The 17693-nt window shown below is 61.9% G+C and carries 18 protein-coding genes; 15 read left to right on the top strand and 3 right to left on the bottom strand.

Annotation, left to right across the window (positions count from 1 at the left end):
• Window positions 1-68 precede the first annotated feature (68 nt).
• The 7 genes from gap to G9X64_RS18550 all read left to right on the top strand — a co-directional run bounded on the left by gap (window position 69) and on the right by G9X64_RS18550 (window position 7965).
• Window positions 69-1079 (top strand): type I glyceraldehyde-3-phosphate dehydrogenase, encoded by a 1011-nt coding sequence (gene gap, locus G9X64_RS18580; RefSeq protein WP_168308495.1) that lies wholly within the window; start codon window positions 69-71, stop codon window positions 1077-1079.
• A gap of 226 nt (window positions 1080-1305) precedes the next feature.
• Complete coding sequence (locus G9X64_RS18575) at window positions 1306-1620, top strand: hypothetical protein (RefSeq protein WP_168308496.1); 315 nt, start codon at window positions 1306-1308, stop codon at window positions 1618-1620.
• Window positions 1621-1709: 89 nt separating this feature from the next.
• Window positions 1710-1889, top strand: coding sequence for a hypothetical protein (locus G9X64_RS18570; RefSeq protein WP_171377147.1), 180 nt, complete (start codon window positions 1710-1712; stop codon window positions 1887-1889).
• 496 nt (window positions 1890-2385) lie between these two features.
• The gene (locus G9X64_RS18565; RefSeq protein ID WP_168308498.1) at window positions 2386-4260 is read left to right on the top strand and encodes a potassium/proton antiporter; all 1875 of its coding nucleotides are present in this window, start codon (window positions 2386-2388) and stop codon (window positions 4258-4260) included.
• A 70-nt stretch (window positions 4261-4330) separates the two neighbouring features.
• Window positions 4331-5536: a phosphoglycerate kinase gene (locus G9X64_RS18560; protein ID WP_171377146.1), complete on the top strand. Its 1206-nt coding sequence runs from the start codon at window positions 4331-4333 to the stop codon at window positions 5534-5536.
• A 324-nt stretch (window positions 5537-5860) separates the two neighbouring features.
• A complete protein-coding gene (locus G9X64_RS18555) occupies window positions 5861-6886 on the top strand; it encodes a class I fructose-bisphosphate aldolase (protein ID WP_168308500.1) in 1026 nt (341 codons plus the stop codon).
• Between the two features lie 155 nt (window positions 6887-7041).
• Window positions 7042-7965, top strand: a complete 924-nt coding sequence (locus G9X64_RS18550) for a PhzF family protein (protein ID WP_171377145.1) — start codon at window positions 7042-7044, stop codon at window positions 7963-7965.
• A 45-nt stretch (window positions 7966-8010) separates the two neighbouring features.
• On the opposite strand, the gene G9X64_RS18545 is transcribed toward G9X64_RS18550, so the two are convergent.
• Window positions 8011-8175 (bottom strand): hypothetical protein, encoded by a 165-nt coding sequence (locus G9X64_RS18545; RefSeq protein ID WP_003542801.1) that lies wholly within the window; start codon window positions 8173-8175, stop codon window positions 8011-8013.
• A gap of 172 nt (window positions 8176-8347) precedes the next feature.
• Between G9X64_RS18545 and G9X64_RS18540 the strand changes: the two genes are divergently transcribed.
• The 3 genes from G9X64_RS18540 (at window position 8348) to rcdA (ending at window position 10826) form a co-directional block, all read left to right on the top strand.
• Window positions 8348-9646 (top strand): MFS transporter, encoded by a 1299-nt coding sequence (locus G9X64_RS18540; RefSeq protein ID WP_168308502.1) that lies wholly within the window; start codon window positions 8348-8350, stop codon window positions 9644-9646.
• An 81-nt stretch (window positions 9647-9727) separates the two neighbouring features.
• Complete coding sequence (locus tag G9X64_RS18535) at window positions 9728-9919, top strand: DUF1192 domain-containing protein (protein ID WP_168308503.1); 192 nt, start codon at window positions 9728-9730, stop codon at window positions 9917-9919.
• Between the two features lie 391 nt (window positions 9920-10310).
• A complete protein-coding gene (gene rcdA / locus G9X64_RS18530; RefSeq protein WP_003542804.1) occupies window positions 10311-10826 on the top strand; it encodes a protease adaptor protein RcdA in 516 nt (171 codons plus the stop codon).
• A gap of 149 nt (window positions 10827-10975) precedes the next feature.
• On the opposite strand, the gene rpmE is transcribed toward rcdA, so the two are convergent.
• Entirely contained in the window at window positions 10976-11197 is a 222-nt protein-coding gene (gene rpmE, locus G9X64_RS18525; RefSeq protein ID WP_003542805.1) for a 50S ribosomal protein L31, read from the bottom strand.
• A 192-nt stretch (window positions 11198-11389) separates the two neighbouring features.
• On the opposite strand from rpmE, the gene G9X64_RS18520 reads away from it, so the two are divergent.
• The 5 genes from G9X64_RS18520 to G9X64_RS18500 all read left to right on the top strand — a co-directional run bounded on the left by G9X64_RS18520 (window position 11390) and on the right by G9X64_RS18500 (window position 16661).
• Window positions 11390-13192 (top strand): ABC transporter transmembrane domain-containing protein, encoded by a 1803-nt coding sequence (locus G9X64_RS18520; RefSeq protein WP_168315354.1) that lies wholly within the window; start codon window positions 11390-11392, stop codon window positions 13190-13192.
• A gap of 143 nt (window positions 13193-13335) precedes the next feature.
• Entirely contained in the window at window positions 13336-14328 is a 993-nt protein-coding gene (locus tag G9X64_RS18515; RefSeq protein ID WP_171377144.1) for a Bug family tripartite tricarboxylate transporter substrate binding protein, read from the top strand.
• Window positions 14329-14609: 281 nt separating this feature from the next.
• Window positions 14610-14798 (top strand): YegP family protein, encoded by a 189-nt coding sequence (locus G9X64_RS18510; protein WP_064651210.1) that lies wholly within the window; start codon window positions 14610-14612, stop codon window positions 14796-14798.
• Between the two features lie 266 nt (window positions 14799-15064).
• Window positions 15065-15403, top strand: coding sequence for a YciI family protein (locus G9X64_RS18505; RefSeq protein WP_168308506.1), 339 nt, complete (start codon window positions 15065-15067; stop codon window positions 15401-15403).
• Window positions 15404-15410: 7 nt separating this feature from the next.
• Entirely contained in the window at window positions 15411-16661 is a 1251-nt protein-coding gene (locus G9X64_RS18500) for an RNA polymerase sigma factor (RefSeq protein WP_168315356.1), read from the top strand.
• Here the strand turns inward: G9X64_RS18500 and G9X64_RS18495 are convergent, their stop codons facing one another.
• Window positions 16662-17693 (bottom strand): peptidoglycan -binding protein, encoded by a 1032-nt coding sequence (locus tag G9X64_RS18495; RefSeq protein WP_168308508.1) that lies wholly within the window; start codon window positions 17691-17693, stop codon window positions 16662-16664.

Genomic DNA, 17693 nt, shown 5'->3' with positions numbered 1-17693 from the left:
AGGCGCTCTCCATCTCCTCAATTCCAGGCCCTCACTATCGGGCCCTACTCTATCGGGAGTGAATGAACATGACAGTCAAGGTTGCCATCAACGGTTTCGGCCGCATCGGCCGCAACGTCCTTCGCGCCATCGTCGAATCCGGCCGCACCGATATCGAAGTCGTCGCCATCAACGATCTCGGCCCGGTTGAAACCAACGCCCACCTGCTGCGCTACGACTCGATCCACGGCCGCTTTCCGGCAACGGTGAAGGTCGAGGGTGACTCGATCATCGTCGGCAACGGCAAGCCGATCAAGGTCACGGCGATCAAGGATCCGGCAACGCTGCCGCACCGCGAACTCGGCGTCGACATCGCGATGGAATGCACCGGCATCTTCACCGCCCGCGACAAGGCTGCCGCTCACCTGACGGCCGGCGCCAAGCGCGTCATCGTTTCGGCGCCTGCCGATGGTGCCGACCTGACGGTCGTCTTCGGCGTCAACCATGACCAGCTCACCAAGGAGCACATGGTCATCTCCAACGCATCCTGCACCACCAACTGCCTGGTGCCGGTCGTGAAGGTTCTCGACGACGCCGTCGGCATCGACCACGGCTTCATGACGACCATCCACTCCTATACCGGCGACCAGCCGACGCTCGACACGATGCACAAGGACCTGTATCGCGCCCGTGCTGCTGCCCTCTCGATGATCCCGACCTCGACGGGCGCTGCAAAGGCCGTTGGCCTCGTCATGCCGCACCTCAAGGGCAAGCTCGACGGCACCTCGATCCGCGTTCCGACCCCAAACGTTTCCGTCGTCGACTTCAAGTTCGTCGCCAAGAAGGCAACCAGCGTCGGCGAAATCAACGAAGCCATCAAGGCTGCTGCCAACGGCAAGCTGAAGGGCATCCTCGGCTACACCGACGAGCCGCTCGTCTCCCGTGACTTCAACCACGACAGCCACTCCTCGATCTTCGCAACCGATCAGACCAAAGTCATGGAAGGCAACTTCGTGCGCGTCCTGTCCTGGTACGACAACGAGTGGGGCTTCTCCAGCCGCATGTCCGACACCGCCGTCGCGTTTGCCAAGCTGATCTAAGAGCCTGATTATCGACTATCGCAAGCGGCCCGGGAAACCGGGCCGTTTTGTTATACACGCTCGAGCCGCATCATTTCCCATTTCCAGCACCGGATCTGGTAGGATAGGCGGCCTTGGGTATTCGACATGCACAGACGCCAGTACCGCCTCGGTTCCGAAGCCGGCTATGGCGTCATCGATAACCCCTGCAGCCGCATCGTCGTCTGGGGGAGATAAAGAGAGATGGATGGATTATTTTACCGTTGAAATCGCCGGCCGCGCCGTTGCCAGTTTTCGCTCGGAAAATCACGAGGAAGCAACGCATTTCTTCGAGGCGGAAGACTTTCGCGACGATCTGACCGTCCTGGAATCCGAAGGCAAGCCTCTTTGGGACCGCAAAGCTGTCCTGAGCCTGCGCAAGGCAACGGCCGAGGAAGCAAGCGAAGTCGAGCACGCCTATGAATTCGACGACGATCCCGAACGGACGATCGAGGACGAGTTCGTCGTTTTCCTGGTCCCGGTCGCGGATCTGACCGACGAGGGCGAGGACACGGAAGACTGAGCGAGTTGGCAATCGGCTGGCCAAGCGTGCTAGATTGAGGAAATGCACAGCGCTGCACAATGGCTAAAGTGAGCCAAGTGGAGGTGATAATGGCAGAGGCACAAAAACGCTTGTCCCACACCACCCTCAAACGGCGGCAACGGTTTCACCCCAAGCGGGACGTCAGACCGGCCGTGCTGGCAAAGGCTAATCGTCTGGTCATCTGGGTTGCCGCGTTCATTGGCCTCTCGTTTCTCGCCATCGTCATACTTCAGGCAGTGTTGGGATAGCAGAGCAAGGGCCGGCCGGCCGCTTCGGACACAAGACTACAGCCGGCTGCTCTCGCTGGCGGCCGGCATTTTCCTACCCTATATCGAAATATCTCAGCGTTCATTTTCCTCACTCTCCGCATCCGCGCGTCCAATCCAGTCTTCCCGTTATTGGACAAGGCAAACGGGCCGCGTGGAAGGAGGAGCGTCTCTTATTCTGTTGCCATTCGCAGATACTGGCAGGAAAAATCCGTGCCTGTCTCTTTTGCCCTGCTCTCGCCTGATTTTCCTATACATTCTTTATAGAGAATTTCTCCCGTAGCATTCCGTGTCGGTTGGCCGTCCGGCAGCCGTTCAGCAGCATGAAGCAGCATCGCGACGAGGTTAAGCCGCAAGGCCTACCCTTCTCTGGCGTTTTGCCGTTTACTGATGGATTGCCGCGTGACGGAGGGGTTGAATAAAGGCGGATCGGCCGGGGCGGCTGTGTTCGCAAAGCAGTCGATGGAAAGGGGTGGTCATGGAAGCGTTCTATATCGTGGTGCTGGTTTCGACGGCGCTCGTGCTTCTTGCCGCTTTTTCGAGCCTGCTCGCCTTCCGCTTCGGCGCCCCCCTGCTGCTGCTCTTCCTGATGATCGGCCTTGCCGCCGGTGTCGACGGCCTTGGCATCGAGTTCAGCAACAATTATCTCGCCTATATTCTCGGTTCCATCGCGCTGGCCGTCATCCTGTTCGATTCCGGCTTCGGCACGCCGATGCAGGCCTTTCGGCTTGCGGCCGTGCCCTCTCTGGCGCTCGCCTCGGTCGGCGTACTGATCACCGCCTCGCTCTTTGCCTTCGCCGCGATGTGGCTTTTGAATTTCACCTGGCTGGAAGGCCTGCTGCTGGGCTCGATCGTCGCATCGACGGATGCCGCCGCCGTCTTCTTCCTGCTGCGCATCGGCGGCATCAACATCCGCGACAAGGTGCGCTCGACGCTGGAAGTCGAATCCGGCACCAACGACCCGATGGCGATCTTCCTCACCATCGCCCTCGTCGAGGTGCTGGCGAGCGGCGAGCGTTACGCGGGCATCAATATCGGCATGCTCGCCATGTTCGTGCAGCAGATGGGCCTCGGCGTCATCCTCGGCCTGCTCGGCGGAATGATGATCGTGTTGATCGTCAGCAAGCTTGATACCGATCGCGGCCTGACGCCGATCTTCGTGCTGGCGCTCGCCCTTCTCGTCTTCTCCTTCACGGGCGCTGTCGGCGGCAGCGGCTTCCTCGCCGTCTATGTCGCCGGCATCTATGCCGGAAACCGCAAGATGCAGGCGATCGGCACCATCAAGCGTTTCCAGGACGGCATGACGTGGCTGGCGCAGATCATCATGTTCCTGGTGCTCGGCCTGCTCGCCACGCCGTCGCAATTCCCTGCGATCATCGTCCCGGCCATCCTGCTCGCCCTCTTCCTGATCTTCATCGCCCGACCCTTAGCGGTCTGGCTTTCGCTGCTTCCCTTCGATTACACGCAGCAGGAAATCGGCTTCGTTGCCTGGGTCGGCCTGCGCGGCGCCGTCTCCATCCTGCTTGCCATCATGCCGATCCTCGGGGGGCTTGAGAACGGCCAGATCTATTTCAACACCGCTTTCATCATCGTGCTGGTCTCGCTGCTCGTCCAAGGCTGGACGATCAAACCCGTCGCCAAGAAGCTCGGGCTGATCATTCCGCCGCGCATCGGCGCCGTCGACAAGGTCGAAGTCGACTTGCCGGGCGCAGCCCACCACGAACTGCTCTCCTACCGCGTCATCAAGGACAGCCCGGTGCTGCGCGGCGAGCGCATTCCGCGCTGGGCGACACCCTCGCTCGTCATCCGAGACGGCAAATCGATGCGCTACCAATATGCCGGGCGGCTGCGCGAGCACGATCTCGTCTATCTCTTCATCGTGCCGAGTTATTCCCGCCTGCTCGACCGGCTTTTCGCCAGCCGTGCGCCGGTCGATGACGACGATGCCGAATTCTTCGGGGCCTTCGCGCTCTCTCCCGCCCGTCCTGCCGCCGATCTCGACGCCGCCTATGGCCCCGGCCTGCTGAACGAATCCGAAAAGGGCCTGACGATCGCCGAATTGATGCGGCAGCGCCTCGGCGGCAAGGCCGATTATGCCGACCGCGTCCGCCTCGGCTCGATCATCCTCATCGTCCGCGATCTCGATGAGCACGACCACATCACCTCCGTGGGCATGTCGCTCGAAGCGGTCGAACCGGCAATCACGCTGCCGATCTTCCTCAATCTCAAGGACATCATCCAGCGCATCCGCGACCGACTGAACGGACGCCGGAACCGGGAAACCGCAGCCTCCGAAAGCACGCTGAAACCGCCGGCCGGACACCACGAAGGCACACGCGAAAACGGCCGCTGAACGCCTTGCGTCTCGAATGATCCTTGCTATGTTCGGCGCAACTTTCGCCAACCACGACAGGATCCTCCCCATGCCTTCTTTCAAGACCCTCGACGATCTTTCCGACATCCGCGGCAAGCGCGTTCTCGTCCGCGTCGACCTCAACGTCCCGGTGAAAGACGGCAAGGTCACCGATACGACGCGCATCGAGCGTGTGGCGCCGACGATCCTCGAATTGTCCGAAAAGGGTGCCAAGGTGATCCTGCTGGCCCATTTTGGCCGGCCGAAGGATGGCCCTTCGCCGGAGCTGTCGCTGTCGCTGATCGCCCCTTCCGTCGAGGAAGTGCTTGATCATGCTGTGCTGACGGCCGCCGACTGCATCGGCGAGGCCGCCGCCTCCGCCGTTGCCGCGATGAATGACGGCGATATCCTGCTTCTGGAAAACACCCGCTTCCACAAGGGCGAGGAAAACAACGACCCCGACTTCACCAAGGCGCTTGCCGCCAACGGCGACATCTATGTCAACGACGCCTTTTCGGCCGCCCACCGCGCCCATGCCTCGACCGAGGGGCTTGCCCACCACCTGCCGGCCTATGCCGGCCGCACCATGCAGGCCGAGCTGGAAGCGTTGGAAAAGGGCCTCGGTGATCCCGCTCGCCCTGTCGTCGCGATCGTCGGCGGCGCCAAGGTCTCCACCAAGATCGACCTGTTGATGAACCTCGTGAAAAAGGTCGATGCGCTCGTCATCGGCGGCGGCATGGCCAATACCTTCATCGCCGCCCGCGGCACCCATGTCGGCAAGTCGCTCTGCGAACATGATCTCGCCGAGACCGCCAAGCAGATCATGATCGAGGCCGCGACCGCCGGCTGCGCCATTATCCTGCCAGAGGATGGCGTGATTGCCCGCGAGTTCAAGGCGGGTGCCGCCAATGAGACGGTCGATATCAACGCCATTCCTGCCGATGCCATGGTGCTCGATGTCGGCCCGAAATCCGTCGAGGCCATCAACGCCTGGATCGAGCGCGCCGCAACCCTGGTCTGGAACGGCCCGCTCGGCGCCTTCGAGATCGCACCCTTCGATGCCGCGACGGTCGCTGCTGCGAAATTCGCCGCTGGGCGCACGGTGGCCGGCAAGCTCACCTCCGTTGCCGGCGGCGGCGACACCGTCTCGGCGCTCAACCATGCCGGCGTTGCCGACGATTTCACCTATGTCTCGACCGCTGGCGGCGCCTTCCTCGAATGGATGGAAGGCAAGGAGCTTCCCGGCGTCGCCGTCCTCAACGCTGCTGCTGCATAATTCCTTAAATCGGTACCGATTTAAGGACGTAATTATGCAGCCATTCAAAGTGCTACAGCGTCCTTCGCGTGTCTGAAAGACGCGCGGCGCTGTAGATAATTACCAAGACTGATTTCGCTGATTTTACATGTGCATAGACCGTGGAAGAAAAGCAGCTTCCGCGGTCTTTTGCTCAGATGATGAAAAAAATCCCAAATTTTCAAACGATTGAATTGAATTCAATCGTTTCAATGACTTAGCCTTCCATTTTCCTCGCTATAAACTTCTGTTATCCGCGTTCTATATTCCTGAAGTACCGATGTTTATTGTTGTGGAGAGAACGAAATGAGCGAACGACTGGAAGACATTGCATTGCAGATGGTTACGGGCGGCCGGGGGCTGCTCGCCGCCGATGAATCGACCTCCACCATCAAGAAGCGTTTCGACGCGATCAATCTCGAATCGACCGAAGCCAGCCGGCGGGACTACCGGGAGATGCTCTTCCGCTCCGACGAGGCGATGAAGAAATATATCTCCGGCGTCATCCTCTTCGAAGAGACCCTGTTCCAGAAGGCCGCGGACGGCACGCCCTTCGTCGATATCATCCGCGCAGCCGGCGCCATCCCCGGCATCAAGGTCGATACGGGCGCCAAGCCGATGGCCAAATATCCCGCTGAAACCATCACCGAAGGCCTTGATGGCCTCGGCGAGCGACTTGCCAGATATTATGAAGCCGGCGCCCGCTTCGCCAAGTGGCGCGGCGTCATCGCCATCTCGTCGACCTTGCCGACCCGCGGTTCCGTCCGCGCCAACGCGCAGGCGCTTGCTCGTTATGCCGCGCTTTGCCAGGAGGCCGGGATCGTTCCGATCGTCGAGCCGGAATGCCTGATGGACGGCAAACCGGGCGACCACAATATCGACCGCTGCGCCGAAGTGACCGAATTCACGCTGCGCATCGTTTTCGAGGAACTGGCCGAGGCCCGCGTCAACCTCGAAGGCATGATCCTCAAGCCGAACATGGTGATCGACGGCAAGAACGCGCGCAAGGCCTCGGTCGCGGAAGTTGCCGAGCGCACCGTCAAGGTGCTGAAGGCGACCGTCCCGCCCGCCGTTCCCGGCATCGCCTTCCTCTCCGGCGGTCAGACGACCGAAGAAGCGACAGCCCATCTTTCGGCGATCAATGCCAGCGGCGACCTGCCCTGGTTCGTCACCTTCTCCTATGGCCGCGCCCTGCAGGACAGCGCGCTCAGGGCCTGGAACGGCAAGCAGGAAAACGTCGCTGCCGGCCAACGCGAGTTCGCCCACCGCGCCGAGATGAACAGCCTCGCCGCCAAGGGCAACTGGAAGAAAGACCTGGAAAAGGCCGCCTGAGTTTTTAGAGCTTTGAACTGATAGCAGGGAGCGGCGAACGCAGCTTCCTGCCCTCTCTGCGTTTCCTTCCCTCTCATTGTCACGGCGACAAGAAACCACTTCGTTCCCTCGAAAACCGTGATTACTCATAGCGCCCTGCCACAACAGGAGCCGCCATGAACACCCTCTCCTACGTTACCGTCGATGTCTTCACCTCCACCCGCTTCGAGGGCAATCCGCTTGCCGTGATCTCCGATGCGCGCGGTCTGAGCGATGCGGCGATGCAAAAGATCGCTACCGAGTTCAATTATTCCGAGGTCACCTTCGTCCTGCCGCCGGAAGACCCGCAAAATTCCGCCCGCGTGCGCATCTTTACCCCGACGATGGAAATACCCTTTGCCGGCCATCCAAACGTCGGCACCGCTTACGTGCTCGGCCAGCAGGCGGAAATCTTCGGCAAGCCGGTCGGCGATAAGCTGCGTTTCGAGGAAAAGGCCGGCATCGTCGAAGTCAGCCTTAAACGCAGCGGCGGAAAGGTTGCTGCTGCCGCCATCCGCGCGCCGCAGCCGCTGACGGTCGGCGACACCATAGCCGCGCAAACCATCGCCGGCTGCGTCTCGCTCGACCCCGGCGTCATCGTCAACACCACACATGCCCCGGCCTTTGCCTCGGTCGGCCTGAACTTCGCCATCGCAGAGCTGAACGGGCTCGAAGCGCTGGCCGGCGCGCGCCCGAACCTTGCCGGGTTCCAGGCAGCTGCCGGCCGCCAGACGACCAGCGGCCACGACTTCTCGCTCTTCCTTTATGTGAGGACAGCCGAAAATCCATGGAATATTCGCGCCCGCATGTTCGCGCCCCTCGATAACGTGCCCGAAGATCCGGCAACGGGCAGCGCTTCCGCGGCGCTCGGCGCCTATCTCGTCTCGCTTGCGCCAGAGGCCGATATGAACGTCCGCATCACCATTCAACAGGGCGTCGAAATGGGCCGCCGCAGCATCATCACCCTTGATGTCGTGAAATCGGGCGGCATCGTCACTGATGTCGTCATCTCGGGAGGCTGCGTTTCCGTCATGCGCGGAGAAATTAGCTTGCAAGACTGACGGTCGCAGCTCGGACCGTACCCCTGGGTTACACGCAATCCGGGGCTACATCAGGAAATCGCGCGAAAGTAGAGCCACTGCCCAGACGGCGAAAGCGATCAGCGCGAGCTTCCAGAAATCCATCCGCCGCCTGAGGCCGGGAAGCCCGAGCGGTTTGATCACCTGTATCGCCATGGCAAGGATGAGCAGCAACGCTATCAGCTTTGTCATGCTTTATTTTTTCCGTTTTTCGGAATGTCACAGGACGGACATTTTTCCGCGCGAACAAGAGGATCTCGACACGCCGTAAAGACATTCCGGGGCACAATCAATCATCTTGAGGCTGGGCTGACGCAGGTCCTGCCTTATGTCATTGCAAATCGCTAAGACCGAGTCTGGGGAAATGAAGAGAAATCTGCTGTCCGTCGCCGCGCTGCTCTTTGGCACGCTCTTCCTTTTCATGGGCAACGGCCTGCAGGGCATCCTGCTTCCCGTGCGCGGCAATCTCGAAGGCTACGCAACGACGACGCTCGGCCTGCTCGGCACCTCGTGGGCGGGGGGCTTCGTCATCGGCTGCCTGATTGCGCCGAACATCGTGCGCCGCGTCGGTCATGTGCGTGCCTTTTCGGGCTTCATCTCGATCATCGCCATCATCGCGCTGGTCAGCGGCATCATCATCGATCCGATCTGGTGGGTGGTCCTGCGCGCCGTCACCGGCTTCTCCACCGCCGGCACGTCGATGATCATCGAAAGCTGGCTGAACGAGCGCGCCAGCAACGAGAGCCGCGGCATGATCTTCTCGCTCTATATCGGCATCACACTCATCGGCGTCGTCGGCGGCCAGATGATGATCCCGCTCGAGGATGTGCGCACGCCGGTGCTGTTCATGGTTTGCGGCATCTTCTATTGCATCGCCATGCTGCCGACGACGCTGTCGACCGCCGCTTCGCCGCAGCCGCTGAAGGCGGTGCGTCTCGATCTGCCGGCGCTCTATCGCAACTCGCCGGTCTCCTGCCTCGGCATCCTGCTGGTCGGCATCGCCAACGGTGCCTACGGCACGCTCGGCGCCGTCTTCGGCGCCGGCGCCGGCCTCTCCGACACCAGCATAGCCGTCATGATGAGCGCCACCATCTTCGCCGGGGCGGTGATGCAGCTGCCGGCCGGCCGGCTTTCCGATCGCATCGACCGGCGTTACGTGCTCGCCGCCATGTCGGGGATCGCCGCCCTTGCCGGCCTGCTGATCTTTCTGCTCCACCCGACGTCGCCCGCTTTGCTGATCGGGCTCGTCGTCCTTTACGGCGCCGTGGCGAATACGCTCTATCCGATCGCCGTCGCCCACGCGAACGACTTCGCGGCGTCGGAGGATTTCGTCAAGGTCTCGGGCGGCTTGCTGCTGCTCTACGGCATCGGCACGGTGATCGGCCCGACGCTCAGCGGTCCCGTCATGTCGGCGATCACGCCGCATGCGCTTTTCCTCGTCACCGCCATCGCCCATGTGCTGATCACCGTTTATGCCATCATCAGGAGCCGCATCCGCGCCGCGGTCCCCGCCAGCGACCGCGACGCCTATACAACGATCCCGACCGGCACCTCGCCGATGCTGACACCGCAAAGCATGTCGCTTGCCGATCGCGGCACCGGCAAACCTTCCGAAACCGGAAAGTCTCCCGAAAGCGGCGATCCTGCTGTAAAGTTCGGCTAGAGCAAAATCCGGAAAAAGTGTGAAGCGGTTTTGCGTTCCGGAAGTGCGTGAAAAAGCCAGGCAGCGAACGGAGGACGAACCATGAGCTTCATCGATGATGACCGGCCGCAGAAGAAAGTCGCCCACGAGATCGGCGCCGATCTCTCCATGCTTTCGGTCGACGAATTGAAGGCGCGGGTGGAATTGCTGAAGATGGAGATCGCCCGTCTCGAAGCCGAGGCCGCCCGCAAAGCCTCCGGGCGGCAGGCGGCGGAAAGCTTCTTCCGCTCGTGATCCGATAAAAACCCCGAAAAACAAGGCTATAGGCGGCTAAAATAGCCCGCCTCAAGTCTTAATTCGGCACAATGTTAATAAAATATTAAGCTTTATAAGGTATTACTGTATTCATCCGGATTTCCTCTGGATCTCAGACAGTTTTCCAAGCGGTGAATTGGTCTGATTTTTCTCCCTGTTTTACCTTGAGAGCCGCGTTTGCGGCTCTTCTTTTTCCTGTGGCCGGCGCACTTCCACGAAACTGTGGAGATTAACCCTTTCTTAAGAAACGGCTTGCGCATTTGGGCTAATGATACCATCTTAAAGTCATAAAGACCGGGCCTGGAAACTTTTCCGTCGGTGCCGGCGTTACCTGAATATATGTAGCTGCGTGCGAACAGGGACTATTGCGATGTCGGAAGTTGGATTGAACACGATTAGTTTTGCAGGCCGCGCCGCTGCATCCTCGCAGTTCAAGGCACTTTATGCGGAAGGCATGTCGCTGGTCGAAGAGACGGCCGCCTATCTCGACGGTCAGGGCCGCGCCGCCTCCAAGGTTCTGCCGCGGATGGCCTCGGTTCTCTACGCCGCGGAATCCATGCGTCTCACCACCCGCCTGATGCAGATGGCCTCCTGGCTGCTGTTGCAGCGCGCCGTCAACAATGGCGAAATGTCCCGTGACCAGGTGCTGGCCGAAAAGAACAAGGTTCGCCTCGATGGCTTCAACGTCGATCGCGCCGCGCCTGGCTGGGGTGACCTGCCGGAATCCTTCCGCGACCTCGTCGAACGCTCGCTGCGTTTGCAGAACCGCATTGCCCTGCTCGACCGCGAAATCTACCGCCCGTCCGAAGCCGTGATCGTTCACGATAATCAGAACAGCGTCCAAGCCCAGCTTTCCCTGCTGCAGACCGCCTTCGGCAACAACTGACCAGATCTGCAAGAATTCGAATACAAACCGGCTGCGTCTTACGCGGCCGGTTTTTTGTTTGCCGCTGAAGGCCAGTATTCGCGAGCCATTTGCACGCAAAAAAGCCCGGCAAAACCGGGCTCTTTTCGAATTCCGTCGAGCAAATGCGATTAGAGGCCGAGGCCGCCGAAGCGCTTGTTGAACTTGGAAACGCGGCCACCGCGGTCCATGAGCTGCTGGTTGCCGCCAGTCCAGGCCGGATGCGACTTGGAATCGATTTCGAGGTTCATGACAGCGCCTTCCGAACCCCAGGTCGAGCGGGTTTCGTACTCAGTGCCATCGGTCATGACCACCTTGATCATGTGATATTCGGGATGGATGCCTGCCTTCATAACAATCTTCCTGCGATACCGGAGTTCAATTTGCCGCATGCAGTTGCGGCCAACGAACCGATTGAATAAATGAAGCCGCAGTCGGATGGCTACGGCTTCCCATTAGGATGCGGTGCCTATACATGAAGGACGCCGGGATAACAAGAGCCAACAGGCCGCATTGCGCGGGTCCTGCGGGCGATCGGAGACGATTTGGCAGAGCAGGCACGGGCTGAGGAAAACAAGAAGCGATCGCTGCGACCGCTCGGCAGGCTGACGCCCTATCTCATGCGTTATCGCTGCCTGGTGGCCGGTGCGCTGATGTCGCTGGCGCTTGCCGCCATTACCTCGCTGGCGCTGCCGCTCGCCGTGCGCCGCATGATCGATCACGGCTTCACCCAGTCCGATGGCCGCTTCATCAACAGCTACTTCGCCATGCTGATGGTCATGGCGATCGTGCTCGCGGTCGCCAGCGCGCTGCGCTATTATTTCGTCATCACCATCGGCGAGCGCATCGTCGCCGATCTTCGCCGCGATGTCTTTTCCCATGTGACTAGGCTGTCGCCCTCCTTCTTCGACGTCAACCAATCCGGCGAGATCGTTTCGCGGCTGACCGCCGATACGACGCAGATCAAGTCCGCCGTCGGCGCCACGGCCTCGGTGGCGCTCAGAAACTTCATCCTCTGTATCGGCGCCATGGGCATGATGATCGTTACCTCGCCGAAGCTTTCGAGCCTCGTCATCGGAGCGATTCCGCTGATCGTCTTCCCGCTCGTCGCCTTCGGCCGCTCGGTGCGCAAGCGCTCGCGTGCCGCCCAGGATACGCTCGCCGATGCCTCCGCTTTCGCCAACGAGACGATCGCCGCGACCCGCACCGTCCAGGCCTTCAACGGCGAGGATGCTGCAGCGATGCGTTACGGCACCGCCGTCGAATCTGCCTATGAGGCCGCCCGCGCCGCCATCCGCTCGCGCGCCCTGCTGACGGGGATTGCCATCACGCTGATCTTCGGCAGCGTCGTTGCCGTGCTCTGGGTCGGCGCCCACAGCGTGCTTGCCGGCACGCTTTCGGCCGGCACGCTCGGCCAGTTCCTGCTCTATGCCGTCATCTCCGCCGGTTCGCTGGGCGCGCTGTCGGAGGTCTGGGGTGAACTCTCGCAGGCTGCCGGTGCCGCAGACCGGCTGACCGAGCTTCTCGACGAGGTCTCGCCGATTACCGCTCCCGCCAACCCCGAGCCGCTTCCTTCGCCCAGCCGTGGCCGCGTCGAATTTTCCGGCGTGCATTTTGCCTATCCCTCGCGCCCCGGCAAATCGGCGCTGCATGGCTTAAGCTTCGCGATCACGCCAGGTGAGACCGTCGCCATCGTCGGCCCTTCCGGTGCCGGCAAGAGCACCGTCTTTTCGCTTCTCTTACGCTTCTACGATCCGCAGCAGGGCAGCGTGAAGGTCGATGGTGTCGATGCGCAGCTGACGACGCCCGACGAGCTGCGCCGGCGCATCGCCATCGTGCCGCAGGACGTCACCATCTTTGCCGCCTCGATCCATGACAACATCGCCTTCGGCCGTCCCGGCGCCTCGCGTGACGAGGTCCGTGCCGCAGCTCTTGCCGCACAGGCCGACGAATTCATCGCCCGGCTGGACCAGGGTTATGAGACCGAGGTCGGCGAACGCGGCATCACGCTCTCCGGCGGCCAGCGACAGCGCATCGCCATTGCCCGCGCCATCCTGAAGAACGCACCCGTGCTGCTGCTCGACGAGGCGACCTCCGCGCTTGACGCCGAAAGCGAGACGCTGGTGCAGAAGGCGCTTGACGGCCTGGTGGACGGCCGCACGACGCTCGTCATCGCGCATCGCCTGGCAACCGTGCTGAAGGCCGACCGTATTCTCGTCATGGATCAGGGCCGGGTCGTCGAAGAGGGCACGCATCAGAGCCTGATCCGTCACGGTGGCATCTACGCGCGGCTGGCTCGGCTGCAATTCGACGCCGCCAACGAGGATGTGCTCGCCGCGGCGAAATAGCCGGCGCGCACTTCTTCCGCCAACAGCGACTAAAGTCTGAACCCGCCGCGCTTCTCTGCGGTTGTCTTTCGCGCTTCCTGCCCTAACCTCTTCATTCCCCGGGGTGGGGATATTGCTGCTGAAATCCTTGGGAGGAGATAGGAATGGCGCTTTCCGATATAACGCGACGTACGGGCCTTGCGCTCGGTTTCGGTGTGCTTGCGGCCCTTGCCGTCGGCGCGTCTGCCACTGCTGCGGATTTCCCCGATCGCGCGATCACCATGGTCGTGCCGTTCGCGGCCGGCGGCTCGACCGACGTCGTCGCCCGCATCGTCGCGCAGAAGATGTCGGAGGATCTCGGCCAGCAAGTGATCGTCCAGAACGTAGCCGGCGCCGGCGGCAATCTCGGCGCCGGTAACGTCGCCCGCGCCGAACCAGACGGCTACACCATCCTGATGGGCACGGTCGCGACCCACGCCCTCAATCCGCTGATCCTGAAATCGACGCCATATGACGCCGAAAAGGATTTCGCACCGATCTCGCTGCTCGTCATCGTACCGAATGTGCTGGTGGTCAATCCGGAACTGCCGGCAAAGACCGTGCAGGAGTTGGTCGCGCTGCTGAAGGCCGAGCCCGACAAATACAGCTACGCCTCGTCGGGCAACGGCACGCCGCTGCATCTTTCCGGTGAACTCTTCAAGTCCATGGCGGGTGTCAGCATGCAGCACATCCCCTATAAGGGCGCCGGCCCGGCATTGAACGACGTCATCGGCAACCAGGTGCCGATCATGTTCGACAACCTGCCCTCCTCGTCGAGCCACATCAAGGCCGGCACTCTGCGGGCGCTGGCGGTGACCACGGCTGAGCGCGCGCCCTCCTTCCCCGACGTACCGACCGTCGCCGAGTCAGGCATTCCAGGTTACGAGACCTACACCTGGAACGCGCTTTTCGCCCCGGCCAAGACGCCGAGCGAGGTCGTGATCCGCCTTAACGCCTCGGCCAAGAAAGCGCTCGCCGACCCTGCCGTCGCGGAACGGATGAAGGAATTCAGCGCCACCATCGTCGGCTCGACGCCGGAGGAACTCGCCGCCCATGTGAAGGCCGAGCTCGCCAAATGGGGACCGGTCGTCAAGGGCGCGAACATTCAGATGGAGTGATGCCAAAGCATGATGCCGAAAAGTGTGAGCGGTTTTCGGATGGCATCATGCTCTTTAATTGAGAACCGGAATCAGATTTCAGGCTGGCCCGGCCTGAAATCATCCTGCTCCCGGGGCATAGGCGCCGGCGTATTCATTCGCTTGCGCCCAATGGAAACGGTGACAATTGGACGCTAAGCAACCCATTCCTGATTAAGGCAGTGGAAAAGCTCGCCATTTTGATCTAGCCTCGACTAAGCTGATGGTTGCAATTCAGCGTTTTGGGATTTCGGGAGACATCTATGTATAAATTCGAAGTCTATAAGGATAAGGCCGGCGAGTTCCGCTTCCGCTTCAAGGCATCGAACGGGGAAACCATGTTCCTGTCCGAAGGCTACAAGGCGAAGGCGTCCGCCGTGAGTGCCATCGAATCCATCAAGAAGAACACGCCAAGCGCCGAGGTCGTCGACCAGACGAAGGCCGAGTCCTGAGCAGACCGGCAGCGGCGGCGTGATTGCCGCCCTGCCCTCTCGCGCCCTTGAGCAGCGCCGACGCCCTTGAGCCCGGCCCGCTTGCGATTTTCGGCGCCATTTTTCTTTTTCGCATATTTTTTGAAAGCCATGTCGAAACGACCGGTGGCCGCGCCTCATTGTTTCGGAACGGCCGCCCCGTTCCCCCGGGCTTCACGGCTTTCGGGATATCGGTCCCGATATCGGCATGCCCGGATCAACGCCAACAACGAGATCAGGAGTTTTCCATGCAATATGCTCTCATCATTCGCGAAGCCGCCGAGGATTTCGCTCGCCGCGCCGATCCCGCCTATCGCGACGGTTGGGTCGCCTACAGCAAGGCGCTCGCCCAGGCAGGGATCATGACCGGCGGTGCGGGGCTGACAGGCCCGGAGACCGGCACGATCGTGCGCCGCAAAGGCGAGGAGCACGATGTCCAGGACGGCCCCTATCCGGACGGCAAGGAGCAGCTCGGCGGCTTCTATCTGATCGACGTCCCTGACATCGACACCGCGCTCGAATGGGCAACCCGCGTTCCGATCTCCGACAAGGGTTCGGTCGAGGTGCGCCCGCGCCTGCAGATGTGAGGCGGTCATGCCGCTCGATGCCGGACGCGCCGCCGAAAAGGTGGCGCGTCAGTCCTACGGCAAGCTGATCGCCTTCCTCGCCGCCCGCTCGCACGACGTGCCGGCGGCAGAAGATGCATTGTCGGAAGCGCTGGCTTCGGCCCTTCGCGTCTGGCCGGAGCGCGGCATTCCCGGCAATCCGGAAGCTTGGCTGCTGGTGGCCGCCCGCCGCAACCTCATGCAGGCGGCCCGCCACCGCACCGTTGAGGCCAATGCGCAAACGACGATATCGGTCGCCTTCGAGGAGGCCGAGGAACGCATGAACGAGACCGGTAACGCCGTCTTTCCCGATGAGCGGCTGAAGCTGCTCTTCGCCTGCACCCACCCCGCCATCGACAGCTCCGTGCATACGGCGCTGATGCTGCAGACCGTTCTCGGCATCGAGGCAAAGACCATCGCCCGATCGTTCATCGTCTCACCGGAGGCGATGAGCCAGCGGCTGGTGCGGGCCAAGGTGAAGATCAGGAATGCCGGCATTCCCTTCGCCGTCCCGCCTCGCCCCGCCTTGCCCGGGCGGCTTGCCGCGGTGCTCTCGGCGATCTACGCGGCCTACGGCCTCAGCTGGGACGGTCTCGACGGAGAGAACGAACACCCTTCGCTTGCCGGCGAGGCGATCTGGCTCGGCCGTGCGCTTCTGACGGTGCTGCCGGACGAACCGGAAGCGATCGGCCTGCTGTCGCTGATGCTCCACTGCGAAGCCCGCCGCAGCGCCCGGCGCGACGATAGCGGCCGATATGTGCCGCTGGACGAGCAGGACGCGGCCGCGTGGAACGCGATCATGATTGCCGAGGCGGATGCACTGCTGCGCAAGGCCAGCGGCTTCGACCGTTTCGGCCCCTTCCAGTGCCAGGCGGCGATCCAGTCCGTGCATGCGGCGCGCCGGCTGTCAGGAGCGACAGACTGGCAGGCACTGACGACACTCTACGCGGCGCTGGTGATGATGAAGCCAACGCTGGGTGCACGGGTCAGCCAGGCTGCAGTAATCGGCAGGGCCTCGAGCGCCGTTGCCGGGCTGGAGCAGCTCGACAAGCTCGATCCGCATGACATTACAAGCTACCAGCCCTACTGGGCCGTGCGTGCCTTTCTCCTAACCCAGGCCGGCGATGATACCGCGGCAGCCGATTCCTATATGACAGCGATCGGTCTCAGCGACAGCCCCGCCGTGCGCGATTTTCTTGCCGGTCGGCTAAAGGAAGCGCGGCAAGCGATATCAGGTTAATCACTTCTCGGTCAGCTTCAGCTCGATGCGGCGATTGGTAGAGCGCGCATCCGGCGTATCGCCCGGCGCGATTGGCTGGAACTCGCCGAAGCCTGCGGCAACCAGCCGGTCGGCCGGCACGCCCCGTGCGATCAGGAACTTGACGACCGAAATCGCGCGCGCCGAGGAGAGTTCCCAATTGTCGCGATAGCGGCCCGTACCGCCAAGCGGCACATTGTCGGTATGCCCGTCGACGCGCAGCACCCAGTTGATCTCCGGTGGAATTTCCTTGGCAAGATCGAGAAGGGCGGCGGCAAGCTTCGCCATTTCCGTCTGCCCCTCCGGGTTGAGATCGGCGCCGCCCGAGGGAAACAGGACTTCCGACTGGAAGACGAACCGGTCGCCGACGATGCGGATATTTTCGCGGTCCGAAAGGATCTCGCGCAGACGGCCGAAGAAGTCGGAGCGGTAGCGGTTCAGCTCCTGGACGCGCGCGGCGAGCGCCACGTTGAGCCGGCTGCCGAGATCGGCGATCTTGGTCTGCGACACCCGGTCTTTCTCTTCGGACGCCTGAAGGGCTGCTTCGACGGCGGCGATCTGGCTGCGAAGCGCTGCGATCTGCTGGTTCAGCAGTTCGACCTGGCTGAGCGCCCGCTCGCTCACCTGCTTCTGCTGGTCGAGCTCCTGCGTCATCGCCCCGATCCGCTTCTGCGCCGCATCCTGACCGCCCGAACCGGCATTCAGCAGCGCCTGCAGTCGCGAACGGTCGCCTTCGGCGGTGGCAAGCGAAGCCTGCAGATTGGCGACCGAATCCTGGAGATCCTGGTTGCTGCCCTTTTCGAGCGCCAGAAGCTGCGTCAGCTCGTTGATCTGGCTGTTGAGGCGATTGAGCACCTCATCGCGTCCGCTGATCTCGCGGCTGAGGATGAACTGCCCGACGACGAAGACCGTCAGCAGGAACATGATCGAGATGAGCAGCGTCGACAGCGCGTCGACGAAGCCCGGCCAGTAATCCACCGTGCGTTCGCGGCGCCGGTTGCGGGCAAGAGCCAT

The sequence above is a fragment of the Rhizobium sophorae genome, assembly GCF_013087515.1.
Lineage (GTDB): Bacteria > Pseudomonadota > Alphaproteobacteria > Rhizobiales > Rhizobiaceae > Rhizobium > Rhizobium sophorae.
The sequence above is the reverse complement of the archived record's forward strand: the minus strand, read 5'-3'. Positions and strand labels throughout refer to the sequence as shown.